Origin of the sequence: Roseovarius dicentrarchi (genome assembly GCF_003316635.1) — a bacterium.
Lineage (GTDB): Bacteria > Pseudomonadota > Alphaproteobacteria > Rhodobacterales > Rhodobacteraceae > Roseovarius > Roseovarius dicentrarchi.
The window spans coordinates 48,570-73,832 of sequence record NZ_QNQP01000011.1; the positions used below are offsets into that span (position 1 = coordinate 48,570).

Sequence of the window (25,263 nt, forward strand, 5' to 3'; positions counted from 1 at the left end):
GCAACAGGCATATGTCATACAATATCAGTGAAGTTACCGGCAACTTTTACGACGCAGACGGCGATGGCTACGACACCTGGGTTGCAGATTTGACGCTGGCCGACGCCTCCGTCACCGGCGATTTCAGTCTGGACGATAACGGTGATCGCATTGGCGAGGGCGAGGCACCCGGTGGATATGTTTTTTACGGGCTCAACACCTCCGCCTATGGAACGCTTACTGTTAACAACACGTCAGGCAAGTTTACCTTTGTCATCGACAAGCAGGCGGTCATCAATTCGGGAACCGACCAGACGATCAGCTTCAGCGTGCGCGGCAAAGGCGGCGCGCGTCCTGATGTCGATCAGGTCATCATCAACATCGCGATCTGCGTGCAGCGCGGCACGATGATCCAGACCAAAAACGGCGATGTCGCCGTCGAGGATCTGGAACCGGGCATGCGCGTCCGGACGCTGGATTCGGGCTACCAGCCGGTGCGATGGATCGGCTCGCGCAGTCTCGGCGCCGCCGATCTGGACCTTGCACCAGAACTGCGCCCGATCCGGCTTGCTGCCGGGTCGCTTGGGCCGGGCAGCCCGTCACAGGATCTGCTGGTGTCGCCGCAGCACCGCGTTCTGGTGACCGGCTGGAAGGCCGAGCTGTATTTCGGTCAGCGCGAAATTCTGGTCCCGGCGAAAAGTCTGGTCAATGACAGCGACATCCGCATTGCTCACGATGTCGAGGATGTGGAGTATTTTCACGTCATGTTCGACCGTCACGAAATCATGCTGACGAACGGCGCCCCCACCGAAAGCTTTTTCCCCGGCGATTATGTGCTGGACGAACTGAACCCCGCGATCGTGACGGAACTGCGCGCGATCTTTCCCGACATCCTGTCGGACGGGGGCAGTTTCGGCGCCGCCGCGCGCCGTTCGGTCCGGCCAGGCGATGCGGTGGTGCTGAAACAGGACGCGCTGTTGTGAGCGGGACCGATACAAACGGCCAGGAACTGCCCCAGATCGAAATGCCCGGCGCCAACAAACTGCGCACCTACGGCGATTTCATGTTTCTGGCCTTCCGCAGCCGCTGGCACGCCCGGATGAATGTGGCAAACCTGCGCTCCGCCTTCGAGCCGCCGATCGAGCTGGGCCAGTACCGGACATTTCGCTTCGACGATGTTCCAAGGGGCCTGATCACCTGGGCCTGGATGAGCGCGGAGGTCGAACGGAAATATGTCTCGGGCGCGCTGCTGGATCCGCCCGACTGGCAGTCAGGCGACCGGTTGTGGCTGATTGACATGATCGCACCCTACAAGGGTCTGGCAGCCGGCATCACCAGATGGGTCATGGTGCCGGGCCAGTTCACCGACGGATCCTTCAACTTTCGCCGCGTGGGGCGCGACAACACCACCCGGCGCATCGTGAACATCGATTTCAGCCGCCCCGATGACAAGGCGCGCATTCTGACGGATGCCGATTTCCTGACCTCCGAATGAGGCACCCAAAAATCCGTACGGATTTTTGATCAGAGTTTTCGCAGAAAACTCTGCCGCGCTATCGCCGCCCTTCGCGCAACCACGCCGCTGTAACCAATCCCGCAATCAGCAACAGCACCAGCCACGCGGGCAGCAGCGCGGTTTGCGTCACGCTTTGCGTCACATACGCGCCGCGCGGCGTGATCCCCAGCCAGCCGCGACCGGCGGCCGGACGCCCTTCACGCACGGCGCGGATTGCAGGTACACCGTCCTCGACCGCGGTGATGCCGCCGTTTGCGCCCGCGATCAGCGGCGCCAGCGCATCGCCGCTGGCAATGGTGCGCTCGAACTCCACCGGCGCCGCGGGGCCAAGGCCGATCACGGCGCTCTGCGCGCCGCTGACCAGCCGGTAGAGGCCGATTTGCGGGCCGTCATACTGCGCCTCGAACCGTCCCGGCGCGACCTCCTCCAGTGGCAGCGTGACCTCGCTGCCGTCAGGCGCCGTGATCTGCACGTCCTCCGCGCCCGCCTCCAGCGACCGGCGGATGATACGCATCCGCTGGCCTGTCGCCTCGGCCCACAGCGCCTCCTCTTCCAGTTCCGGCTCTTTCATCATCCAGTGGGCAAGGCGGCGCAGCAGTTCCAGCTGCGGGCCGCCTCCCTCATATCCGCGATTCCACAGCCACGCATGATCGGACGCGAGCAGCGACACGCGCCCCTCGCCAACGCGGTTCAGCATCAATAACGGGCGGTCCCCCGCACCGGACATCAGCACGTCTCCTTTGGGCGCCTCCACCTCGATCTGGCGCAGCCAGCGCCCCCACGGGCCGTCATGCAGCGACGCCAGACCTGCTGTCACGGGGTGCTTGCCTCCCAGGTCGGTGATGGCAGGCAGATAGGCCTGATCGACCACGCGCGCGGTGGGCCGTGCCGGCACAATCGCCTCAAGCGGCGAGCGATACAGGCTGTTTGCGCCAGCAAAATCCGGCCCCGCCGCGAACAGCACCGCGCCGCCCTTGTTTACATATTCCACCACGTTTTCCAGATAGAGCGCGGGCAGAATGCCGCGCCGTTTGTAGCGGTCGAAAATGATCAGATCGAAATCGTCGATCTTCTCCAGGAACAGCTCGCGGGTCGGAACGGCGATCAGGCTCAGTTCCTCCACCGGGATGCCGTCCTGCTTTTCGGGCGGGCGCAGGATGGTGAAATGCACCAAATCGACAGAGCTGTCCGATTTCAGCAGGTTGCGCCATGTGCGCCCGCCTGCATGCGGCTCGCCCGATACCAGCAGGACGCGCAGCCGGTCGCGCACGCCGTTGATCTGCACCAGCGCGGTATTGTTGCGCCCGGTCAGCTCGCCCTCCCCCTCGGGGGTGGTGAATTCCAGCACGTTGCGCCCGCCATGCGGCAAGGCCAGCGGCAACTCGATCGGGCGCCCCACTGGCACGGTAAAGCGCTGCGGCGCGTCTCCGTCGATGGAGATATCCAGCGGCACCTCGGAGGCGCCCGGCGCGGCGCCGCTATCCTCGATGCGCAAGGTCAGCGTGATTTCCTCGTCCAGAATGGCAAAGGCCGGGGCGCCCTCGACGATCAGGCGCCGGTCCCAATCGGCCTTGCGGCCCGTGTGCAGCAGGTGCAGCGGCGCGGGCAGGGTCGGCGCGCGCGCCAGATCATGCAGGCGCCCGTCGCTGAGCAGGAACATCCCCGCGATGCGGCCCTGCGGTTCGGTCGCCAAAGCCTCGGCCAGTGCGGTCATCAGTTGCGTGCCGCTGTCATCGGCGCCGTCCACCACCTGCGCGCGCCGCACTTCGACGCCGCGCGCGGCCAGCCGCGCCTCCAGCGCATCCGCCGCCCGGCGCGTCATTTCCGGACGGTCCCCCAGCATCTGACTGGCGCTGGCATCCTCGACGATGATCGCGATATCGGTCAGATCCTCGCGGTCCTCCCGGCTGAGGGTCGGACCCATCAGCGCCGCCAGTATCACCGCTGCGCCCAGCCCGCGCAGAGCCCAGCCCGACAGCCCCCGCCAAGCTGTCAGCGCCAGCACCGCCAGCGCCGCGCCGCCAAGGCAGGCGACGATCCACACCGGCAGGACCGGATCAAATATGATGCTGCCCGTCATTGTCCCAGCCTGTCCAGCAGCGCCGGCACATGCACCTGATCGGATTTGTAATTGCCGGTCAGCACATGCATCACCAGATTGACGCCAAAGCGATGCGCCATCTCGCGCTGCCGCTCGCCCGCGTAGCCGCGCCCGACCGGGCGCATCGGCGCGCCGCTTTCGTCCCGCGCCCACGCGGCGGCCCAGTCATTGCCGCCGATCACGACCGGCGTCACACCGTCGTTCAGATCGCGAAACGGCATGCCAGGCGCCTGCTCGGCGCCTGTCGGCGCCGCTTCGACCCAGACGGGGCGGCCCGCATAGCGGCCCGGAAAATCCTGTAGCAGATAAAACGCGCGCGTCAGGACATGATCGCCCGGCACAGGCTCCAGCGGCGGGATGTCCAGCGGCGCGGCCAGCCGTTGCAGCCGCGCGCCGTTTTCGGATGCGGCGCCAAAACCTGCGATATCGGCGTCGCGCGTGTCGAACAGGATCAGGCCGCCGCTGCGCAGATAGGTGTTCAGCTTGGCATAGGCCGCGTCTGACGGGGTCGGCTGCGCGTCCGTGATCGGCCAGTAGAGCAGCGGGAAAAACGCCAGTTCGTCTGTCTCAAGGTTCACACCCTGCGGCGCGGCAGGTTCTACCGTGGTGCGGAAAAACAGCGTCTCGCCCAATCCGCGCAGCCCGGCATGGGCCAGATCGTCCAAGCCTGCGTCCCCGGTCAGCACATGCGCCAGCGTCACCTCATCGGCCAGCGCCTCGGGCGGGCGGCCCTGCGCGCCGGACGGGTCCGGCACCAGCAGCAGCACGCCAAAAACAGCGGCTGCGCGCAGCGGCAATAGCCGCCCCGACAGCGAGAGTGACGCGATCACATCCACGCTCAGCAGCAGCAGCGCCGCCGCCAACAACCAGCCCTTCAGCGGGGTTTCGGCCACGCGGTCCAGACCTTGCACATCCGTTCCCGCAGGCCAGATCGCGGGGGCCAGCACCTCGCCCGTTCCCAAAGCCGAACGCGCAATGCGCCGCGCGTCGCCCTCATAAACGCCGGGACGCAGATCCGGGCCAAGCGCGGCAGTCAGCAGATCCTCCCCCGCCACACCGGGCAGCGTGCCTGCGTCGCGCAGGGCGCCGAACCCGTCCAGCACCTGCACGGCCTGCCACGTGGTCCCGGCCAGATCCTCGGCCGCGGGCGCGGCGGCGCCCGACGAAATCGCCAGCCGCTCCAGCATCTGCACGAAAAGGCCCGACAGGGGCAGCGTGCTCCATTCCGCGTTGGCGGTGACGTGAAACAGAACGACTTGCCCCTGCCCGATTCGCTTGCGCGTGACCAGCGGCGTGCCGTCGCCCAGCTGCGCGATCACGCGGGCGGCCAGCGTCGGGTCGGGCTGCGCCATGACCTGACTGCTGACCGTGACATCGGCCGGGATGGCCAGCCCGGCAAAGGGGCTATCCTCGTCAAACGGGGCCAGAACCTTGGGCTGTCCCCAGCTCATCGCGCCGCCCACACTGCGCCCGCCCTGCCGCAGGCGCACCGGCATCAGCGCATCCTCGGCACTGCGCGACACGTCGCTGGCGGCAAGGCGCGGACCGGCAAACCGCAGCAGCATGCCGCCCGCATCTGTCCAGTCCAGCAGGGCGGCTTGCTCGGCCTCCGACAGGGTCGCAACATCGGCCAGCGCGATCACATCCGGATTGGCGGGCAAAATATCCATCAACGCGCCGCTCATCAGATCGGCATTGGGCGCCAGCGCGCGTTCCAGGTAATGCAGCGGCGAAAGCAGCTCCAGCCCCTCGCGCCCGTCGCGGCCGGCGATCAGCGCAACCTCGCGCCGCCGCAGGCTGTCATCGGTCAGCGCGACCGCGCCGGCATGGCCCTGCCCGGCAATCTCGAACCGGCTGAGACGCGCGCGCAACTCGCCCGGCAGGACAAGCGCGGCGGTGGCCTGCATGTCGCCCGCGCCAAAGGTCAGCGGCAGCGTGGCCAGCACACGCGGCGTGCCGGACGGATCGCGCCCACGCGCAAGGACGGCCACCTCCCGCGCCGGGCCGGGGGCCGGGCGCTGCGCGGTCAATTCCAGCGCGCCATCGGCTGAAACGGGCGGCATCAGCGCCAAAAGCGGAGTATCCGTCTGATGAACAGCAACCGCGCCGCGCGCCTCCAGCGCGGCCAGCAATGCGGCGCGCCCGTCATGGGCCAGCCCGTCCGACAGCCACATCGTGTCGAAATCGCCCTGTGGCAGCAGGCCAGTAGCCCGCGCCATCATTTGCGGCGTGGGCGTCCAGGCAGATGGCTCAAGACCCGCCAGCCGGCTGCGCCAGGCGTCTGCGGCCTGAAATTCCGGCGGCTGTGGATCGGTCAGGCGCATCAGCGCGACAGGCCGGCCATCGCGCCCCGCCTCGGCCAGGGCGGTATCCAGCAGATCAACCGCGCCCTGCCAGTCGCGCGCGCTGGCCCAGCTGCCGTCCAGCAGGATCATCAGGTTGCCAGTGCCGCGCGCCTCGCCTTTGCCTTGCGGGTTCAGCACCGGCCCGGCCATCGCGACGATCACGGCGGCCATCGCCAGCATCCGCAGCAGCAGCAGCCACCACGGCGTGCGATCGGCCGCGCTGTCCTCGTCGCGCAGGCCCAGCAGCAGCGCGACGCCCGGAAACCGCCGCCGCACCGGCGCGGGCGGCACCGCGCGCAACAGCACCCACAAAAAAGGCAGCAGCGCCAGCGCGGCCAGCAGCCAAGGCGCCGTAAATCCAAGCGCGCCGATCATCATCGCCCCGCCCCCAGCGCGCCATGCAGCCACAGCAGCGCGGATTGCGCGGAGGCGCTGGTATGGTGGCAATAATACTGCCACCCGGTCACGGCGCACAGGCGGCGCAGCGCGTCCTTGCGCGCGGCCAGCCGGGACAGGTAGCGATCGCGCAGATCGTCCGCCTTCAGCGTCTCATGCGCCAGCGTGCCACCGATTGAGTCGAATATCGCGCGCCCGCGATAGGGGAACGCCTCTTCCGCCGGGTCGAGAACCTGCATCACGACGCCGCGGACACCGCGATCGGCGGCGCCGGTCAGCGCCACCTCGATCCCGTCAAGATCGCCCAGAAAATCCGAGATGAACAGCGCATGCGCGTGCGCTGGCAAGCCTCGCGCATCCGGGGCAGAATAGTCTGACTGCGCGCCGGCTGGACTTTCGGCCAGCATCTCCGCCAGCCGCGCGATTTGTGCCGCGCCCCCGCGCGGCGGCAGGGCATGGCCACTCAGCCCCACACGCTCGCCGCCCCGGTCCAGCAGGATCGCCGCCGCGAGGGCGATCAGCTGCGCGCGATCGGCCTTTTGCGGCAGGGTCCTGTCGCTGGAAAACCGCATCGAGGCTCCGCCATCGACCCACATCATCACCGTCTGGGCAATCTGCCATTCCTGCTCGCGCACAAATTCGGCGTCACTGCGCGCCGACCGGCGCCAGTCGATCTGGCGGCGCTGGTCGCCCTCCTGCACAGGGCGGTATTGCCAGAAATCATCGCCCTGCCTCGCCCGCCGGCGCCCATGCTGGCCCAGCAGAACCGACCCCGCCAGATGCTGCGCCCGCGCCAGCAGCGCAGGCAGGCGCGCCGCTTCCGCCTCCGACCGGGTGCGCAATGTGGCGGAGGGGGCGCCTTGGGTCACGCGGCGGCTCGCGTCCGGTCCAGTCCGGCGACCGTGCCCGATATCAGTGCGGCAACGTTTTCGCCCCGCGCCCGCGCGGCAAAGTTCAGCGCCATGCGGTGAATCAACACCGGCTGCGCCATATCGGCCACATCCTCGGCGGAGGGAGCCAGCCGGCCCTGCAACAGCGCCCGCGCACGCACGGTCAGCATCAGCGCCTGCGCCGCACGCGGGCCGGGGCCCCAAGCGACACTGTCCTGAACGCTCTGCGCCGCGCCCGGCTGATCGGGGCGCAGGGCGCGCACCAGATCCAGGATCATGTCCATCACCCCCTCGCCCACCGGCATCCGGCGCAGCAGCGTCTGCGCCGCAATCAGCTCGGGCGCGGTGAACACCGCATGCGCCGCCTCCTCGGCAATGCCGGTCGTGGCCATCAGAATATCCCGCTCGGCCTGGCGATCCGGGTATGGCACGTCGATCTGCACCAAAAATCGGTCCAGCTGCGCCTCGGGCAGGGGATAAGTGCCCTCCTGCTCGATCGGGTTTTGCGTGGCCAGAACGTGAAACGGCGCCTCCAGCGCACGGTTCTGGCCCGCAACCGTCACCTGCCGTTCCTGCATCGCCTGAAGCAGCGCGGACTGCGTGCGCGGGCTGGCACGGTTGATCTCGTCCGCCATCAGCAGCTGGCAAAAAACCGGGCCCTCGATGAACTTGAACGCGCGGCTGCCATCGGCGCCCGTCTCCAGCACCTCGCTGCCCAGAATATCGGCCGGCATCAGATCGGGCGTGAACTGCACCCGGTTCGAGCGCAGCCCCATCACAACGCCCAGCGTCTCCACCAGCCGCGTCTTGCCCAGCCCCGGCAGACCCACCAGCAGGCCATGCCCACCGCTCAGCAATGCGGCCAGCGACAGATCGACCACACGCTCCTGCCCGATGAAACGGCGCGCCACCTGTGCGCGCGCCTCGGCCAGCCGCCCTTGCAGCGCATCTATCTCAGCAACCAGATCGGCGCTATCTGTCATGGAAAATCTCCGGCTTGGGCTATATGATGAACGTGAGTGTATAGCGCATAGCGGAAATGGCAAAAGCAATGAGCGAAAACAAGATCACGACAGCGTCACCCACCCCGTCCGCCGACGGCATCGCCGCCGCCGCAAGGGCCGCGCAAAAGGGCCGCGGCCTGCCACCGGTCGATAAGTGGAACCCCGAATTCTGCGGCGATCTGGACATGCGCATCGCGCGGGACGGCACCTGGTTCTACCTTGGCACGCCGATTGGCCGGCCTGAAATGGTACGCCTTTTCTCGACGATCCTGCGCAAGGATGGCGATGACTACTTCCTCGTCACGCCCGTTGAAAAGGTGGGGATCACGGTGGACGACGCCCCCTTTGTCGCGATTGATTTCGAGGTGGCCGGCACCGGCAAGGACCAGACCCTGACCTTTCTGACCAATGTTGGCGACAGCACCGTCGCAGGCCCGGACGCCCCCATTCGCGTGACGCGCGATGCCGAAACGGGCGAGCCGTCGCCCTATGTTCTGGTCCGCGCCAATCTTGAAGCGCTGATCGACCGCAAAAGCTTTTACCGGCTGGTCGAAATCGGCGCACATCACGGCGACTGGTTCGGCCTTTGGTCGGGCGGCGAATTCTTCGGGCTTATCCCCTCGGCCGACCTGCCGACCACCTGACGCGGCACACCCCGCAAGCTGGACCTATTCAGCGCACCCATCTGGACCTATCGCCAAGCGCCCATGTTAGATGATATACTGTCCAGAATATGCCCCTATCCCGGCAGCAATCGCGCCGGGCCGCAACCCGATGGAGGTCTCTCATGGACGGCAAGTTTCTGGACAATGATATCGAAAAGGTCGTCGCAGCCGACCGTGCCCATGTCTGGCACCACCTCAGCCAGCACAAACCCTACGAGACGTCCGACCCCCGCATCATCGTCGAGGGCAAGGGCATGCGCGTCTGGGACCAGCACGGCAAGGAGCATCTCGACGGTGTCTCCGGCGGCGTGTGGACGGTCAATGTCGGCTACGGGCGCGAGCGCATCGCCAACGCCGTGCGCGACCAGCTGATCAAGCTGAACTATTTCGCAGGCTCCGCCGGATCAATCCCCGGCGCCATGTTCTCCGAACGCCTGATCGAGAAGATGCCCGGCCTGACCCGCGTCTATCACACCAACTCCGGCTCGGAGGCGAACGAGAAGGCGTTCAAGATGGTCCGCCAGATCGCGCACAAGCGCTATGGCGGCAAGAAGCACAAGATCCTCTACCGCGAGCGTGACTATCACGGCACCACCATTGCCTGCCTCTCGGCCGGCGGCCAGCCCGAGCGCAACGCGCAATACGGCCCCTTCACCCCCGGTTTTGTCGAAGTGCCGCACTGCCTTGAGTATCGCGCGCAATGGGATCTGACCGGCGAGGAGTACGGGCTGGCGGCGGCCAACGCCATCGAGGAGGTCATCCTGCGCGAAGGCCCCGACACCGTCGGCGCGCTCTGCCTTGAGCCGGTGACGGCAGGCGGCGGCGTGATCGTGCCGCCCGAAGGCTACTGGCCCCGCGTGCAGGAAATCTGCCGCAAATACGACATCCTGCTGCATATCGACGAGGTGGTCTGCGGTCTGGGGCGCACCGGCACATGGTTCGGCTACCAGCATTACGGGATCGAACCGGATTTCGTGACCATGGCCAAGGGCGTCGCGTCTGGCTATGCCGCCATCGCCTGCTGCGTCACGTCCGAGCGCGTCTTTGACATGTTCAAGGACGACGCCACCGATCCGCTGAACTACTTCCGCGACATCTCCACCTTCGGCGGCTGCACCGCCGGCCCGGCGGCGGCGCTGGAGAACATGAACATCATCGAGGAAGAGGGCCTGCTGGAAAACACGGTTCAGATGGGCGACTACATGCTCGACCAGTTGCACGCGCTGAAGGACAAGCACAAGGTCATCGGCGACGTGCGCGGCAAGGGCCTGTTCCTTGGCGCCGAACTGGTCAAGGACCGCACGACCCGCGAGCCGATGGATGAAAAATCCGTCGCCGCCGTCACCGGCGATTGCATGGCGCAGGGCGTCATCATCGGTATGACGAACCGCTCGCTGCCCGGCTTCAACAACACGCTGTGCTACTCGCCCGCGCTGATCGCCACCAAGGACGATATCGACGAGCTGATCACAGCCACCGACAAGGCCCTGACCAAGGTCTTTGGCTAGACCCCTCCGCATCCGCCGCCCTCCACAGGCGCGGCGGATGCCCCTTTATCTGCCTGCGGCTTCATCTTGGTCCAAATACTCATACACGGCTAAGACACGGCACCGCAGTCACCTCGACACTCCTTCGCGCGGAACCGATTCCTTCATCAAATTGTTCGCTGTCCATAGGGCGGAACGCCCTGAGCGGACTGAATGGAGGATCACCATGAACAGCCAAACCCAATCTGAACACGGCAAAAGCGGCATGGGGTATGGCCGTTTTGCGGCAATGATCGCAACATCAACCATCATCATGTACGGCTTGATGTATCTGAATACTTACGCGCTCGATCACGTCTTTTTCTCGCAAACGCGTATGTGGATGGCGCTCTACATGGGGGCCGCGATGGCGGTGATCATGCTGGCCTTCATGCTGGGCATGTATACCAACCGCACCGCCAACATTGCGATCTTCGCCGGTGCTGCCGTTGCGTTCACGCTGTCACTGTGGCTGGTGCGCAGTCAGGAAACGGTCGAGGATCTGGCGTGGATGCGCGCAATGATCCCCCACCACTCCATCGCGATCCTGACCAGCGAGCGCGCGGACATTTCCGACCCTCGGGTGCAGGCCTTGGCCAATGCAATCATCGAGGCGCAGCGCGGCGAAATCGCCGAGATGAAACGCTACATCGCGGATATCGAGGCAAACGGCAACGCCCCGGCCGGAACACGGCGCGAGAAATAGACGCCGCCAATGCAACAGGCAAGCGCGCTTGAAATCCCGGTTCACACCTTGGCCGGATCCCACTGGGCAAGCACCTTGGAATTGTCGTCACTGTCATATTCATACAGCACCTGCTCCGTGACCCCCGGAATGGCGCCGAATTCTGCGGCCAGCGTCTTGGGCAGCCACGTTTGCGATACTTTGCCGGGGAAAAGCTCGGCCAGAATGCTCGACGTGCTGCGCGCGCATTGCGCTTGCGGCACCGGGCCATAGCCGAGGGCAAGCTGCATCGCCCGCTCTGCTATCTCCGGGGTAACGTCCAGTTCCTGTATTTGCACATGAAACGTTTTGCGGGCGTGAAACCGGGTATAGACATCAGCCACCATCGGCGTGACGCCGAAGATCACGTCATTGCGCTCTGGTATCGTCTCGTGCTTGAACGATCCGGCGGGATCCCAGATCACCCGCTGTGAGCCGTTGATCATCAGCGATGTATGCGCGCCGGCGCCGGTGTTGTTGTTCAGCATGGTAAACAGCGTCAGGCGCGGCGGCCCGTCATGCCGGTATGCCGCGCGCGCCACAGCCTCATCCGTGGCCCACACACCCGGAGGGGCAGCGCACCCGGCCAGCGCAAGCAGTCCGCAAAGGGCAAGAAGTAGAACGCGCATCACGCCCCTCCGGCAAGTGGCCAGCTCAGCTGTTGACCAGCGCCATGAAGATCAGCACGGCGATCGTTATGATACCGCCACGAACGACCCATTTCATAAAGCCGTCGAACGTCTTTTCCTGAACAGTGACGTCCATTTCGCCGTGTTTATGATGCTCAGCCATCTTTATGTCCGTCCCTTGAATGCCGAAGTTCTATGTTGGTTACCGCGTCCAAACGCAATTCTCAATCCAGAATCACAATGCGTCATCCGTAAATCAAGCCGCTCTCGGCGGGCACTTCAGTGACTCATCTGATCCCATAAACATGAAAATTGCGTTATCAGCGTTCCGAAACCTCTTTCCGGCCCGCGCGGACCGGCATCACGGCTTGTCCAGTTCTGCCGCCAGGCGAAAGCCGATCCTTTCCGGTTCGGCCTGCGCCTTGGGTTTCGGCAGGGCGCGCAAAATAACGCTTAGCTGGCTGACATGCTGGATCAGCTGGGTTTTCCGGCCCGACGGATCGGTGCCGTAGAACGTCACGATGTCGGGGTCGAAATACCCCATGCCGTCAATTTTAACCACGCCCGCATCGCTGCCGACAAACCCCATGGCCGCCTCGTGTTCGTTATCCAGCGTCTTTTCAAAGTTCTGGATATACAGAATCAGCCGCTCGTAGGCCCATTGTGCGGGGCTTTTCGCCTCGACCGGGTTTTCGGTGATGCTGCCGGGTGCGTCCTCGGTCACGCTGCCGCGACTGCCATCCTTGTGAACCTCGCGGCAGCGCGGCATCAGCACGTCAGCCTCGGCCGCCTCGGCGGCTGTATTTATGTTCTCGCCCACGTCACCGCTCCCTTGCTTGCCACAGCCACGCGCCATCGTCGCGCAGGCGCCGTGTGATCCGTCCCAGCTTATGCAAGTGGTTGAGATGTGCAACCGCCTCGACCAGGGCCAGCCCGTAGGTGCCCGCATCAATCCGGCGCTTGAACAGCGGGCCAAAGCACTCTGCCGCCGTATGCGGGCTTTGCAGATGCGCCTCCAGCCGCCGCAGGGCGCCGTGGTGATTTTCAATCAGTTGGCGCATGCGCAGCGGCAACCCGGTAAAGGGCAGCTTGTGCCCGCCCAGCACCAGATGATCCTCGCGCGCGTGCTGCGCCAGACGGTCGCACGCCTCCAGCCAGTCGGCCAGCGGATCGGCCTCCGGCTCGGTCGCGTAGACGCCGATATTGGGGCTGATCGACGGCAGGATCTGATCGCCCGCAATCACCAGATTGCAGTCCCGGCTCCACAGTGTCAGATGCTCGGGCGCGTGGCCGCCGCCGATGCGCACGTCCCAGTCGCGCCCGGCCGCAGTGAGCGTATCGCCCTCATGCAGCCGGGTGTAACCCACCGGCAACGGCGCACAGACATCGGCAAAGTTATAGGGCCGCGCATCTTTGCGCGCCGCGTATATTTCGGGGTCCATCCCGGCCCGCTGCCAATGCGCCAGCGCGTGCGGCGTTGGCCGCGCCTCCTCATCCAGGATCAGCATGCGCGCCATCAGCCACGCGGTGCGCGTGGTCAACAGCTCGGCGCCGCAGCGCTCCATCAGCCAGCCGGCCATGCCGATGTGATCGGGGTGGTGGTGCGTCAGGATGACCCTGCGCACCGGCAGACCGGCCAGCGGCCCGGCCAGCAACCGCTCCCACAAGGCGATGCCCCGGCGCGAGCGGATGCCGGTATCAACAATGGTCCAGCCGTCGCTGTCGCGCAGCGCATAGATGTTGACGTGATCCAGCGCCATCGGCAGCGGCAACCGCATCCACAAAACGCCCGGCGCGATTTCTGTCGCGGCCCCCTCGGCGGGCGGCTCGGGCCACGGATAGCGGATGCCGCCCGGCTCTGCGCCTGTTGTCACTGGGTCCATATCCGGCCTCCTTCTTGGCAATGACCGCCCGGCACGATAAGCAGGGTCTGCGCCCTGCCTACCCCCATTACGCCAAGGATTCCAACGCAAGTGCTGACCCGCATGCTCCCTGCCGATGAGACCGGCATCGCAGAGGCCGCCGCCGCGCTGTCTGCGGGTGATCTGGTCGCGATCCCGACCGAAACGGTCTACGGCCTTGCCGGCGATGCGCGCAGTGGCACCGCGGTCGCGCGTATTTTCGAGGCAAAGGGCAGGCCAAGCTTCAACCCGCTGATCGTCCACGTACCGGATATCGCAGCGGCGCAGACCTATGGCATCTGGTCCGACACCGCGCAGAAACTGGCCGCCGCATTCTGGCCCGGCCCGCTGACGCTGGTCCTGCGATTGCGCCCCGGCTGCGGGCTGTCCAGCCTTGTCACCGCCGGGCAAGACAGCGTGGCGTTGCGCATCCCGGCGCACCCGGTCGCGCTTGCGCTTCTGCGCGCGTTCGGCGCCCCTCTGGCCGCGCCATCGGCCAATCCGTCGGGGCAGATCAGCCCGACACTGCCCGCCCATGTCGCGGACGGGCTTGGGGGCCGCATCGCGGCAATTCTGGATGGCGGCGCCTGCGGGATCGGCGTCGAATCGACCATCATCGGCCTGACCGGCACGCCAACGCTGCTCCGCCCCGGCGGCTTGCCCGTCGAGACGGTCGAGGACGTGATCGGCGCCCCCCTGACCCAGTGGCAGGACGGGGATACCCTGACGGCGCCCGGCCAGCTTGGCTCGCATTACGCCCCCAAGGCTTTGATGCGCCTGAACGCGGGTGCGGCGCGCCCCGGCGAGACGCTGCTCGGCTTCGGCACGTCCGAGGGTGCGGCGCTGAACCTCTCACGCACCGGCGATCTGACCGAAGCGGCGGCAAACCTGTTTGATCATCTGCATCAGCTGGACCGCACCGCACAGCGTATCGCCGTCGCACCAATCCCCGAGCATGGCCTTGGCCGCGCGATCAATGATCGTCTGCGCCGCGCCGCTGCCCCGCGATAGGCGGCGCGCTGCATCCTGCCCAAAATACGCTCGCCGCAGGCGATCCCGCCGCGCTCAGGCCGTGCCGGCCTCTGCGGACAGCGCCAGCGGGTCGATGCCCAGCACAGCCAGCGCCGCGCTCCACTTGGCGCTGTTGGGCGTTCCGAATACCAGCGCCGGGCTGGCGTCACAGATCAGCCAGCCGTTCTGCGCAATCTCGCCCTCCAGCTGTCCGGCGCCCCAGCCGGCATAGCCCAGCGCGACCAGCGCCATGCCCGGCCCCTGCCCTGCGGCCATATCCTCCAGAATATCCAGCGTTGCTGTCATCGAGAATACGCCGTCCACCTCCAGCGTTGAGATAGATGACCGATATCCCGCCTCGTGCAGGACAAATCCGCGCCCGCCCTCGACAGGGCCGCCGAAATGAATGGGCAACTGGCGCGCGCCCGGCACAGACTCGATCTCGAGCTGCTCCAGCAGATCGCTCAGCTTCAGGTCATCGGCCAGCTTGTTCAACACCAGCCCCATCGCGCCCTCGTCCGAATGGGCGCAGATATACACGATGGACTGGCCAAAGCGCGGATCCTCCATGCCCGGCATGGCAATCAGGATGCGGCCCGTCAGGTCCATCATCGGCGAGGGTGTCTCTGTAAGCGTGCTCATACCAACAGAATGGGTGCTGGCGCCCGGCAAGGCAAGGGGCGGCGCCATTTCAGCCCGCTGACCGAGATGTGAGTTGGCTTTTGCGCCGCCGCAAGGCATGTCGAAAGGTATGAAGCATATCCTCCTCTCTCTTGCCGCCGCCCTGACGCTCGGCACGGCAGCCATGGCGCAAAATATGGACGCGCTGACTTCGGCGCGCCTTCTGCCGGGTTGGCGCATGGCCGATGGCACCCATATGGCCGCGGTCGAGCTGCGCCTTGCGCCGGGGTGGAAGACCTATTGGCGCGCGCCCGGCGATCTGGGGATACCGCCGCGTTTTGACTGGCGCGGCTCCGGCAATCTGGCCGGTGTCGATATTCGCTGGCCCACCCCCCGGCGCATCCAGCAGGGCGATGATATCACCATCGGTTATCACGACATTCTGGTGCTGCCGCTGCATGTCATGGCCAAAGACCCGCGCAAGGATATCGACCTGACCGGCACCGTCGATCTGGGGGTGTGCCGCGATGTGTGCATGCCGCTGACACTCAGCCTGTCCGCGAACCTGCCCAACGGCGCGGCGCAGCGCGATGGCCGCATCGCCGCCGCCCTGACCGACCGTCCCCTGACCGCGTCAGAGGCGGGCGCCAGCGCCGTCAGCTGCACCATATCGCCCGGCAAGGATGGCCAGTTGACCCTGCGCGCCGAAATGACCCTGCCCCCGGTCGGTGGCTCCGAATCGGCTGTGATCGAGGCGGGCGATCCCAATCTGTGGATCGCAGAGCCTGCGCTGACGCGGCAGGGCAACACGCTGATTGCACAGACGCGGGTGGCCCATGTCGGCGGACGTGCCTTTGCGCTGGACCGTTCGGAATTGCGCCTGACCATCGTCGGCGCGCAGCAGGCGGTGGATATTCAGGGCTGTCCCGCCAAGTAAGGGATCACACCCGCCGCGCGCGCAGCATTTGCGCGATGCCGAGGCCGATGTAGGCCGCCACGACCAGCGCGAGCGCCCCCAGCACAAAGGCGGCCAGCGCGCCCGGCATGGCGGGCATGCGCGCCGTCATCGGCAAAACCGCCTGCACCGCTGCGGGCATGCGCCCCAGCACCATCGCCGCGCCCAGCGTGGCGGCAAACCAGGCCGCCATCGCGGCTGCTGCCACCAGCATCGCGGCACGCACACCGCCCGCGCGGAACCTCAAACCGCGCCGCAGCGCCGCCATCTGCCGCGCCAGATCATGCTGCATCGCGATCAGCGCGGGCACCACCAGCAGGACCAGCATCATCCCAAAGCCCAACCCGTAAACCAGCGTGATCACTGTCGGCTTCAGGAATTGCGCTTGCTGGCTGCGCTCGAACAGCAGCGGCATCAGGCCCAGAACGGTGGTCAGCGTGGTCAGCAGCACGGGGCGCAGCCGGTCGGCGGCGCCGTCGATAATGGCCGGAATCAGCCCCCGCTCGGCGGCGTATTCATCAATCGTTGTGACCAACACGATGGAATCGTTGATGATGATCCCCGTCATGCCCAAAAGGCCGACAACCGTGAACATGCTCAGCGGAACGCCCCACGCATAATGGCCGTAAATCGTGCCCACCAGACCGAAGGGAATGATCGCCATCACCACCAAGGGCCGCGTCCAGCTGCCGAAAACCCATGCCAGCACCAGATAAATCCCCACCAGCGTCAGCATCAAACCCAGCAGCGCGTCGTTCAGAAAATCGCTTTCCTGTTCGGCAAGGCCGGACAGGCGCCAGTTCACCTGCGCCTCGGCGGCGATCCGGGGCAGAATATCACTGCGCAGCAATTCCTGGATTTCGGCGGCACGGGCCGGGTCATCCTCGGATATGTCGCCTGTCACGCTGATCAGGCGCACGCCGTTTTCCCGCCGCACGGTAGAGAACCCGTCGCGCCGTTCGGTCGTCACGATACCCGACAGCGGCACATAGGCGCCGCCCGGCGTGCGCAGCTGGGTACGCTCCAGAAAATCCGCCGTCAGCTCGCCCTCGGGCAGTTCCACCCAGATTTCGGCGCTGCGCGGTCCGACAGGATAGGTTGCCGCCTCGATCCCGCCGAGACGGGCGCGCAATTCGCGCCCCAGCGCGTCGATGTCAAACCCCAGCGCGGCGCCCTGCGGGGTCAGGTCCAGCACCAGCTCTTCCTTGTCATAGGCCAGATCATCCTCAACCCCCGTCACCTCGGGGAAGCGCAGCAGCGCGTCTTTCAGGCGCTGCGCCGCGGCCTTGAGCGTGGGCGCATCGGCGCCATAAAACTGCACGTCCAGCGCATCACCGCCCGGCCCGCTGCGCCAGCCCCGAAAGCTGACCGTTTCGGCCAGCGGATGAGGCACCACGCGATCCTGCAACTCGGCCACAAAGGCAAAGCTGCTATAGGGGCGCAGGTCGGAATCAATCAGCTCGATGGAAATACCGCCCAGCTGGTCAGGCTCTTTCGTTTCGGTCCCGGCCAGGCCAAAGCCCGCATTTCCGCCAATTTCGGCAATGACATAGCTCAGCGGATTGCGCCCATGCTCGGCCTCGTATTCGGCTGCCAGCTCGGCCGTGGCGCGCTGCATCTCGCGCATCATCTCCAGCGAATCGGCGCGCGTGGCGCCGGGCGCCATGGCGAAATTGCCGGTCACGCTGCCCTGCTCGGGCGAATCGAAAAACCGCCACGTCACGTCGCCGCGCGCAAACAGCGCCGCCTGCGATGCCAGCAGCGCAATCACCCCGGCCAGCACCGGATAGCGCGCCCAGACCACGCCCGCCATCAGCGGGCGAAAGAGCCGCGCGCGCACCCATTCGAAACCGGCATTCACCACCCGCGACGGCAGGTCATACCAATGCACCCGCGCCGAGGCCGCCAGCGCATGGCTCATGTGGTGCGGCAGGATCAGGAAACATTCAGCCAGCGATGCGGCCAGCACCACAACCACGGTAAACGGGATGTCGGAGATCAGATCGCCGAAACTGCCCGCAATCGCCATCAGCCCCAGAAACGCGATCACCGTCGTCAGGGTCGCGGCAAAGACAGGCATCGCCATGCGCCGCGCGGCATTTTCCGCCGCCACCACCGGCGATTCGCCCAAGCCCCGCGCCCGCGCATCGGCATGTTCGCCCACGACGATGGCATCATCCACCACGATGCCCAGCGTGATGATCAGCGCAAACAGCGAGATCATGTTGATCGTGATCCCCGCCGCGTACATCAGCGCCACCGCCGCCAGCAGCGCGACGGGTATCCCCGCCACCACCCAGAACGCCGTGCGCGCGTTCAGGAACAAAAACAGCAGCATCACCACCAGCCCAAGGCCCACCGCCGCATTGTCCAGCAAGGTCTGAAGCCGGCCCGAGATCATCTCGGACCGGGTGCGGATCAGGTCGATGCTGACCCCCTCGGGCAGGCTGCGCGCCATGTCGCGCGCCACGCGGCTGACCTGTTCCTGAATGCCAATCGCATCGCCATCGGCCGACCGGTCCACCCGGATCGACATGGCCGGATTATCGCCCACGAAATAGCCCCGCTCGCGCCCGGCGCCTTCGCTGCGGATCGTCGCCACGTCGCCCACGGTCAGACGCGAGCCGCCGGGATTAACGCGCAGCGTGATCGCGGCGATCTGGTCGGCATCGCGTTTTTCCACGCCGGTGCGCACGCGGGTATTGGCGCCGGTCACATCGCCTGCCGGGTCGGTATCAACCTCTGCGGCGATGGCGGCGGCGATCTGCGCCATGGTCACGTCATAGGCCATCAGCGACGTTGTCGGCACCTCGACAACCGTTTGCGGAGCCGCAACGCCGCGCACGGTGGTGCGGGTCACACCCACTTCGAACAGGCGCGTGACCATCTCATCGGCGTAAAGACCCAGCTGATTGACGCCGACGGGGCCGGTGATGACCACATCCGTCACCCTGTCGGTCCAGCTGCCGCGCCGCACGCTGGGCTCCTCGGCCTCGTCCGGCAGGGTGGTGATGGAATCCACCGCCGTCTGCACATCGCTGGAGGCGCGGGACATGTCCCAGCCCGGCTGAAATTCAATCAGAATGCTGCCAAAATTCTCGCGGCTGGTGGCCGAGGTGCTGTCGACGCCTTCGATCGCCTGCATTTCAGGCTCCAGCACCTGAATGATCGCGGCGTCGATATCCTCGGCGCCCGCGCCGCGCCACTCGACCGAGACCGAGACGTTGGCGATGACCACATCGGGGAAAAACTGCGCCCGCATATTGGGAATTGCGGCCAGCCCCAGCACGACCATAACCACCAGCAGCAGGTTTGCCGCCGTGCGGTGGCGGGTAAAGTAGGACAGCACGCCGCCGGCGGATTTTGGCATCGGGCGCACCATGCCCTAGCCGCCCATCCGGGTTTCCAGCCGCTCGACCACGCGGGCCGGAACGCGGGCCTGTGCCAGCTGGTCGAGCAGTTTGTCGCGCATGGCGGCGGGCATATCGCGGCGGCCCTCGACATAGGCGATCAGACGCTCGCGCCGCTCGCGGGTCAGCTCCAGCATGGCCTGCGGCGCGGGCGGCGCAGCGGCGGCGGCGGCCAGCGGGCGCACCTTGATCCCGGCGCCCAGGAGGGGCGAGCGCTGCGCGACCACCTGCCGCCCGTCCAGCGGCGGCGCACCTTCCGCCGCGCGCACCAGCACGCTATCGCCCTGCCTGCGCAGAAGCGTCACGGCCAGCGGCTCCAGCCGGCTGTCTGCGTCCAGCGCCAGCACCGCGCCATCGGCGCCCAGCGCCGTGGCGGGCAGGCTTATGACGCTGTCCAGCACCGGCTCGGACACTTTGACGGTGACAAAATCGCCGGGCTTCAGCCCCTGCGCGCGGTCCAGCTGCGCAAAGACAAGCCGTCCGGTCTGCCCCTCGCCCACCGCCGCACTGGCGCGGGTGAGGGTGCCGGGGGCGGTCAGGTTCAGGCCAAACGCCTCAAGCGAGGCGGTGACAGGCGCGCGGCGCAGGCTGCCGTCCCGGTCCAGCAGCCGGGCAAATTGCGGTGTCGAAACGCGAAACGCCACTTCCAGCGCGGCGGGGTCAATCAGCGTCGCCAACCGCTCGTTGACGGACACAACGCCGCCCTCGACCACGGCCACATCGCTGAGCGCGCCGGTAAATTCAGCCGTGAGGGTCGTATCGGCCAGCCGCCTTTCCGCCTCGGCCAGCGCTATTTCGGCGCGGCGTTCACGCGTTGCGGCCTGATCAACGCGCGCCTCGGCCCCGGCCAGCGCCTGCCGGCGCGTCAGGACCGCGCCGCGCGCCGCTGCGGCCGTCAGCTCGGCCGCCTCGACGGCGGCGGTGGTGCCGACGCCGCGCTGTTCCAGATCGCGCTGGCGCTGAAACGCACGCTCCTGCAGGTCGGACTGATCGCGCGCCGCGGCCAGCTCGTCGCGCGCCAGATCCAGCGCGCGGGCCGCATCGCGCCCCTCGGCGCGGGCATCCATCAGATCGCTGCGCGCCCGGTCCAGCGCGGACTGTGCATCGGCAGGATCGATCCGCGCCAGAAACTGGCCCTCGCTCACCTGCCCGCCATCCTCGACCACATCCGCCAGCTCGACAATGCTGCCCGAGGCCTTGGCGCGCAATTCCAGCGACCGGCGGCTGCGCACCTCGCCATAGATGGTCAGGACCGGGGCAATCGCGCGGCCCTCTGCCAGCACGGTGTTGACGGCAAAAACCCGCTCCTCGCGGGTGCCGCCATCGGGCGTGCGCGCCAGACGTTCCTGCACCGCGCTGTTCAGCGCGTAGACGCCATACGCCAGAAGGCCCAATGTCAACGACATCAGAAACAGGCCCGTCAGGCTTCGGCGTATGAACTGCATCGCTCGGGTGATCCTTGCACAGGCGGCGGGTGCCGCAGACGCTTAATGTAAGCCCGCCGCCCGAAATACCAAGCGCATCACTTGCGGCGCTGATGCTCGTCCAGGCGCGGCATGATCTCGACAAAGTTGCAGGGGCGGTGGCGATAATCCAGTTGCAGCACCAGAATGTCATCCCACGCATCCTTGCAGGCGCCGGGGCTACCGGGCAGCGCAAACAGATAGGTGCCCATCGCCACGCCCGCCGTTGCCCGGCTCTGAATCGCGCTGGTGCCGATCTTGGCCATGCTGACATGGGTGAAAACGGTGCCGAAGGCGTGGATTTCCTTCTCATAAACGTCGCGGTGTGCCTCAACCGTGACATCGCGGCCGGTCAGGCCGGTGCCGCCGGTCGAAATAATCGCATCAATGCCATTGTCCTCGCACCAGGCGCGCAACTGCGCCGCGATCTGGTCACGCTCGTCCGGCACAATGGTCCGCGCGGCCAGAATATGCCCCGCCGCCTCGATCCGCTGCGCCAGCGTATCACCGGACCGGTCATCGGCCGCGGCGCGCGTGTCGCTGACCGTCAGCACGGCGATGCGCACCGGAATGAATTCGCGCGCCTCGTCAATACGTCCCATGGATCATGCCCTTTCCAGAATCGCCAGCCGCAAGGCCAGCGCAGTGAATATGCCTGCCGAGGCAAACCCCAGCCAACGATTGAACCGCTCGGAACCCGCGACAAGCCGGCCAAGACTGCCGGCAAAGACGCCAACAGCGCCGTTGATGATCAAGCCGCCAAAGCTCAGGATCGTGCCGAAGATCAGGAACTGCGGCAACAGCGCGCGCGCCGGATCGACAAACTGCGGCAGAAAGGCCAGCACGAAAAAGATCACCTTGGGGTTCGTCAGGTTCACAACCAACCCCTCGCGAAACGCGCGGGCGGCGGTCATGGCGCGCCCTTTGGCCCGCATCGGCCCGGCGCGCAGCGCACCCAGCGCAAGCCATAGCAAATAGCCCACACCGATCCAGCGGATCACGTCAAACAGCCACGGCACCGCCGATACCAGCGCGCCCAGTCCCAGCGCCGCCAGCCCCACATGCACCAGCACGCCCAGCGCCACGCCGGCGCTGGCGGCCATCGCCTCGCGCCCGCCGGCGCGCAATCCTTGCCCAAGGCAAAACATCATATCCGCCCCCGGCGTCAGGTTCAGCGCCAGCGCCGCCGGCAAAAAGGCCAGCAAGACCCACAGGTCGATCATATGCCGCCCTCCCTTAATTTTGCCTGAACGTCCAGCAGATCCGCCCACGCCGCGCGTTTGGCGCCGGGCATCCGCAACAGATAGGCCGGATGCAGCATCGGCATCACCGGCTTTCCCCATGCTTCGGTCCACTCCCCGCGCAGGCGCGTGATGCCCTGCTTGCCCAGCACCGTCTGGCAGGGCGCATTGCCCATCAACACCACGATATCGGGTGCCGCCAGCGCAACGTGCCGCTCCACAAACGGGCGCATCATCTCGATCTCGGCGGCCTTCAGGTCCGCGTTTTGCGGCGGCCGCCAGGGCATCACATTGGTGATATAAACATTCTCGGCCCGGCTCAGCCCGACAGCGCCCAGCATCCGGTCCAGAAGCTGCCCCGCCCGCCCGACAAAGGGCCGCCCGGCGCGATCCTCGTCGCGCCCCGGCGCCTCGCCGATGATCATCACGCGCGCGCCCGGCACACCGTCCGCGAATACCAGATTGCGCGCGCCGCGCTTCAACTCGCAGTGCTCATAGCCAGCCAGCGCCGCGCGCAGCGCCTCCAGATCGCCCGCGCCCTGCGCCGCCTTGCGCGCCGCCGCCACCGCGTCAGAGCCGCCTCCGGTCGCGGCTGGCGCCTGTTTCGGCACCGCCGGCGCCGCCAGCACCGGCGCGGCCTGCGCCGCCACCTCATACCGGTTCACCGGCACGTCGCCGATCGCCTCATCGGCGCCCAGTTCCACCTGCCACTCCAGCAGCGCCCGAAGGCTATGAAAATCCAATGCCGAATCCATGCGCCCAAGCTACCCCGCCGCATCGCCATGCGAAAGCCGCCATTGCGCAGCCCGTCTTTCATCTTCCTCGAAATACTCATGGAGCGGATCAACAGGCGCCCGGCTTGCCGATTGAACGCCGGCCCCGCGCGTGCGACAATGCTCCGGTCTGCCCAACCCGGAGCCGCCCCTTGTCATTCGAGCATACCCACCTTCTGGGGATCGAGCCTTTGGCCCCCCATGACATCACCACGATCCTTGATCTGGCCGATCAATACGCCGACCGTGGCCGCAGCGCCGCGAAATACGGCACGGCGCTGGCCGGACTGACCCAGATCAACATGTTCTTTGAAAATTCCACCCGCACGCAGGCCAGTTTCGAGCTGGCGGGCAAGCGGCTGGGCGCCGACGTGATGTCGATGGCGATGCAGGCCAGCAGCATCAACAAGGGCGAGACGTTGATTGACACCGCCATGACGCTGAACGCCATGCACCCCGATCTGCTGGTCGTGCGCCACCCGCATTCGGGCGCGGTGGACCTTCTGGCGCAGAAGGTGAACTGCGCGGTGCTGAATGCGGGCGACGGACGCCACGAACACCCCACGCAGGCGCTGCTGGACGCGCTGACCATCCGCCGCGCCAAGGGGCGGCTGCACCGGCTGAACATCGCCATTTGCGGCGATATCGCCCATTCCCGCGTGGCGCGCAGCAACATCATCCTTCTGGGCAAGATGGAAAACCGCATCCGCCTGATCGGTCCGCCCACCTTGATGCCCGCCGGCATCGCCGAGTTCGGCGTTGAGGTGTATGACGACATGAAACAGGGGCTTGAGGGCGTCGACGTGGTGATGATGCTGCGCCTTCAACGCGAGCGTATGGATGGCGGGTTCATCCCGTCCGAGCGGGAATATTACCACCGATACGGGCTGGACGCGGAAAAGCTGGCCCATGCCGCGCCCGATGCCATCGTCATGCATCCCGGCCCGATGAACCGGGGCGTCGAGATCGACGGCGAACTGGCCGATGATCTGCGCCGCAGCGTCATCCAGCAACAGGTGGAAATGGGCGTCGCCGTGCGCATGGCGGCAATGGACCTTCTGGCGCGCAACCTGCGCAAACGCGCCCCAATGGAATCGGTGATGGCATGAGCGACAAAATCGAAATCACGGAACGCGAAACCGGCATTGTGCGCGTTTTTGCCGTCGATATCCCGGCCGATCAGATCGCGGCCTTTACCGCCCGCAATGGCCGCTGGCCCCTGCGCGAGGCGCTGGGCGCCGATGCGCTGGATCCCGACCATATCGAGGTGTTCGATGCCAGCGATCTGGCGGGTGTTGGCCTGCCGAAGTATCTGATCGACGGCCACGCCATCCCCGAGGATCAGATCGCGCCGATGCGGACCCGGCTTGACGGCCAGACAGGCACCGTGCTGGTCGCCACCTCCCGCGCTTTTGCCAATACCGCGCAAACGCTCAGCCCACGCGCGCCGCTGCGCCTGATCGCCAGCTTCTCCGAGGCGCACACGCCGATCACCTTCGGCGCCCTGCCCGATGCCTCGGCGCAGCCCCAGCAGCCCGAACCAGAGGCGCCCGCGCCGCGCAAGAAACCGTCGGATGCCGCCATGTCGGGCCGCGTGGCCACCGTGGTTTTGCTGATCTTGGCGCTGCTGGTCACTGTCATGGTGTGGATCGCGGGATGAGCCAGATCGAGCTGCGCAGCGCCATGCCGCCGCTGGCACCGGGCGAGCAGGTGCGCCACGTCTTTCACGCCGATCGCCGCGCCTATTGGCGCGATCACGCCTGGATGGCTGCGGGCGCGATGGCGCTGGGCATGGCGATCCTGGCGGCGATGGGTAACGCGCATGTCTGGACCGGCGCGGTCGGCGGGCTGGCCGCCATTGCCCTGCGCGCGTTCTATCTGTCCACCGAATCGCTCAGCGCCGAATGGCAGCTGACCGACCGCCGCCTCTTGGGACCGGGACCAACCGCCGTGTCGCTGGGCAATATCGAAAAGGTGCGCGGCCTTGGATCTGCGGTGCAGATCATCACGCGCAGCGGCGACAAATTCCTGCTGAAGTTCCAGCCCGACCGCCCCGCAACCGAGGCCCGCATCATGGCCGCCGCCGGCATCTCTCCAACCAAAGATCAGTAAT

General features: G+C 66.4%; 24 protein-coding genes. 10 read left to right on the top strand and 14 right to left on the bottom strand.

The genetic code is table 11. The features are described from left to right. The first annotated feature begins 11 nt into the window (after nt 1-11). On the top strand, nt 12-962 hold the full coding sequence (locus tag DQ230_RS09625) for a Hint domain-containing protein (protein ID WP_113912382.1): 951 nt from the start codon (nt 12-14) through the stop codon (nt 960-962). Next, on the top strand, nt 959-1,474 hold the full coding sequence (locus tag DQ230_RS09630) for a toxin-activating lysine-acyltransferase (protein ID WP_113912383.1): 516 nt from the start codon (nt 959-961) through the stop codon (nt 1,472-1,474). Before DQ230_RS09625 ends, DQ230_RS09630 begins: the two co-directional genes overlap by 4 nt. A 58-nt stretch (nt 1,475-1,532) precedes the next feature. On the opposite strand, the gene DQ230_RS09635 is transcribed toward DQ230_RS09630, so the two are convergent. From DQ230_RS09635 to DQ230_RS09650, 4 genes are read right to left on the bottom strand one after another with little or no spacing between them, the layout of a single operon-like run. After that, the gene (locus DQ230_RS09635) at nt 1,533-3,575 is read right to left on the bottom strand and encodes a hypothetical protein (RefSeq protein WP_113912384.1); all 2,043 of its coding nucleotides are present in this window, start codon (nt 3,573-3,575) and stop codon (nt 1,533-1,535) included. Continuing rightward, the gene (locus tag DQ230_RS09640; protein WP_203228040.1) at nt 3,572-6,319 is read right to left on the bottom strand and encodes a DUF4159 domain-containing protein; all 2,748 of its coding nucleotides are present in this window, start codon (nt 6,317-6,319) and stop codon (nt 3,572-3,574) included. Before DQ230_RS09640 ends, DQ230_RS09635 begins: the two co-directional genes overlap by 4 nt. Continuing rightward, the gene (locus DQ230_RS09645) at nt 6,316-7,206 is read right to left on the bottom strand and encodes a DUF58 domain-containing protein (protein WP_113912386.1); all 891 of its coding nucleotides are present in this window, start codon (nt 7,204-7,206) and stop codon (nt 6,316-6,318) included. The genes DQ230_RS09640 and DQ230_RS09645 overlap by 4 nt, the downstream gene beginning before the upstream one ends. Then, on the bottom strand, nt 7,203-8,210 hold the full coding sequence (locus DQ230_RS09650; RefSeq protein WP_113912387.1) for an AAA family ATPase: 1,008 nt from the start codon (nt 8,208-8,210) through the stop codon (nt 7,203-7,205). The genes DQ230_RS09645 and DQ230_RS09650 overlap by 4 nt, the downstream gene beginning before the upstream one ends. A gap of 68 nt (nt 8,211-8,278) precedes the next feature. Between DQ230_RS09650 and DQ230_RS09655 the strand changes: the two genes are divergently transcribed. The 3 genes from DQ230_RS09655 to DQ230_RS09665 all read left to right on the top strand — a co-directional run bounded on the left by DQ230_RS09655 (nt 8,279) and on the right by DQ230_RS09665 (nt 11,128). Continuing rightward, on the top strand, nt 8,279-8,875 hold the full coding sequence (locus DQ230_RS09655) for a DUF1285 domain-containing protein (protein ID WP_113912388.1): 597 nt from the start codon (nt 8,279-8,281) through the stop codon (nt 8,873-8,875). A gap of 143 nt (nt 8,876-9,018) precedes the next feature. Next, entirely contained in the window at nt 9,019-10,404 is a 1,386-nt protein-coding gene (locus DQ230_RS09660; protein WP_113912389.1) for an aminotransferase family protein, read from the top strand. Nucleotides 10,405-10,609: 205 nt separating this feature from the next. Then, nucleotides 10,610-11,128 (top strand): DUF305 domain-containing protein, encoded by a 519-nt coding sequence (locus DQ230_RS09665; RefSeq protein WP_238987483.1) that lies wholly within the window; start codon nt 10,610-10,612, stop codon nt 11,126-11,128. A gap of 41 nt (nt 11,129-11,169) precedes the next feature. Here the strand turns inward: DQ230_RS09665 and DQ230_RS09670 are convergent, their stop codons facing one another. The 4 genes from DQ230_RS09670 to DQ230_RS09685 form a co-directional block, all read right to left on the bottom strand. Continuing rightward, the gene (locus DQ230_RS09670; RefSeq protein ID WP_113912390.1) at nt 11,170-11,775 is read right to left on the bottom strand and encodes a hypothetical protein; all 606 of its coding nucleotides are present in this window, start codon (nt 11,773-11,775) and stop codon (nt 11,170-11,172) included. A 25-nt stretch (nt 11,776-11,800) separates the two neighbouring features. Further along, the gene (locus DQ230_RS09675) at nt 11,801-11,938 is read right to left on the bottom strand and encodes an aa3-type cytochrome c oxidase subunit IV (protein WP_113912391.1); all 138 of its coding nucleotides are present in this window, start codon (nt 11,936-11,938) and stop codon (nt 11,801-11,803) included. Nucleotides 11,939-12,136: 198 nt separating this feature from the next. Continuing rightward, nucleotides 12,137-12,595: a hypothetical protein gene (locus tag DQ230_RS09680; RefSeq protein WP_113912392.1), complete on the bottom strand. Its 459-nt coding sequence runs from the start codon at nt 12,593-12,595 to the stop codon at nt 12,137-12,139. A 1-nt stretch (nt 12,596) separates the two neighbouring features. Then, nucleotides 12,597-13,658, bottom strand: coding sequence for an MBL fold metallo-hydrolase (locus tag DQ230_RS09685; RefSeq protein WP_113912393.1), 1,062 nt, complete (start codon nt 13,656-13,658; stop codon nt 12,597-12,599). A gap of 102 nt (nt 13,659-13,760) precedes the next feature. Between DQ230_RS09685 and DQ230_RS09690 the strand changes: the two genes are divergently transcribed. Beyond that, on the top strand, nt 13,761-14,687 hold the full coding sequence (locus tag DQ230_RS09690; RefSeq protein WP_113912444.1) for an L-threonylcarbamoyladenylate synthase: 927 nt from the start codon (nt 13,761-13,763) through the stop codon (nt 14,685-14,687). Between the two features lie 54 nt (nt 14,688-14,741). Here DQ230_RS09690 and DQ230_RS09695 read toward each other — a convergent pair whose 3' ends face one another. Beyond that, nucleotides 14,742-15,329: a YqgE/AlgH family protein gene (locus DQ230_RS09695; RefSeq protein ID WP_238987484.1), complete on the bottom strand. Its 588-nt coding sequence runs from the start codon at nt 15,327-15,329 to the stop codon at nt 14,742-14,744. Between the two features lie 109 nt (nt 15,330-15,438). On the opposite strand from DQ230_RS09695, the gene DQ230_RS09700 reads away from it, so the two are divergent. Continuing rightward, nucleotides 15,439-16,245: a protein-disulfide reductase DsbD domain-containing protein gene (locus tag DQ230_RS09700; protein ID WP_113912394.1), complete on the top strand. Its 807-nt coding sequence runs from the start codon at nt 15,439-15,441 to the stop codon at nt 16,243-16,245. 4 nt (nt 16,246-16,249) lie between these two features. Here the strand turns inward: DQ230_RS09700 and DQ230_RS09705 are convergent, their stop codons facing one another. From DQ230_RS09705 to DQ230_RS09725, 5 genes are all read right to left on the bottom strand, one after another. Beyond that, nucleotides 16,250-19,645, bottom strand: a complete 3,396-nt coding sequence (locus DQ230_RS09705) for an efflux RND transporter permease subunit (RefSeq protein WP_113912395.1) — start codon at nt 19,643-19,645, stop codon at nt 16,250-16,252. Between the two features lie 3 nt (nt 19,646-19,648). Further along, nucleotides 19,649-21,118 (bottom strand): efflux RND transporter periplasmic adaptor subunit, encoded by a 1,470-nt coding sequence (locus DQ230_RS09710; RefSeq protein ID WP_113912396.1) that lies wholly within the window; start codon nt 21,116-21,118, stop codon nt 19,649-19,651. Between the two features lie 77 nt (nt 21,119-21,195). Further along, the gene (moaB, locus tag DQ230_RS09715) at nt 21,196-21,738 is read right to left on the bottom strand and encodes a molybdenum cofactor biosynthesis protein B (protein ID WP_113912397.1); all 543 of its coding nucleotides are present in this window, start codon (nt 21,736-21,738) and stop codon (nt 21,196-21,198) included. Between the two features lie 3 nt (nt 21,739-21,741). Then, nucleotides 21,742-22,359, bottom strand: coding sequence for a LysE family translocator (locus DQ230_RS09720; protein WP_113912398.1), 618 nt, complete (start codon nt 22,357-22,359; stop codon nt 21,742-21,744). Next, a complete protein-coding gene (locus tag DQ230_RS09725; RefSeq protein ID WP_113912399.1) occupies nt 22,356-23,132 on the bottom strand; it encodes a uracil-DNA glycosylase in 777 nt (258 codons plus the stop codon). The genes DQ230_RS09720 and DQ230_RS09725 overlap by 4 nt, the downstream gene beginning before the upstream one ends. A gap of 170 nt (nt 23,133-23,302) precedes the next feature. Here DQ230_RS09725 and DQ230_RS09730 point away from each other — a divergent pair, with 170 nt between their 5' ends. The 3 genes from DQ230_RS09730 to DQ230_RS09740 are packed head-to-tail and all read left to right on the top strand — an operon-like array spanning nt 23,303 to nt 25,262. Beyond that, entirely contained in the window at nt 23,303-24,259 is a 957-nt protein-coding gene (locus DQ230_RS09730; RefSeq protein ID WP_203228041.1) for an aspartate carbamoyltransferase catalytic subunit, read from the top strand. Continuing rightward, complete coding sequence (locus DQ230_RS09735) at nt 24,256-24,810, top strand: hypothetical protein (RefSeq protein ID WP_113912401.1); 555 nt, start codon at nt 24,256-24,258, stop codon at nt 24,808-24,810. Before DQ230_RS09730 ends, DQ230_RS09735 begins: the two co-directional genes overlap by 4 nt. Beyond that, complete coding sequence (locus DQ230_RS09740; protein WP_113912402.1) at nt 24,807-25,262, top strand: hypothetical protein; 456 nt, start codon at nt 24,807-24,809, stop codon at nt 25,260-25,262. The genes DQ230_RS09735 and DQ230_RS09740 overlap by 4 nt, the downstream gene beginning before the upstream one ends. Nucleotide 25,263: the final 1 nt, after the last annotated feature.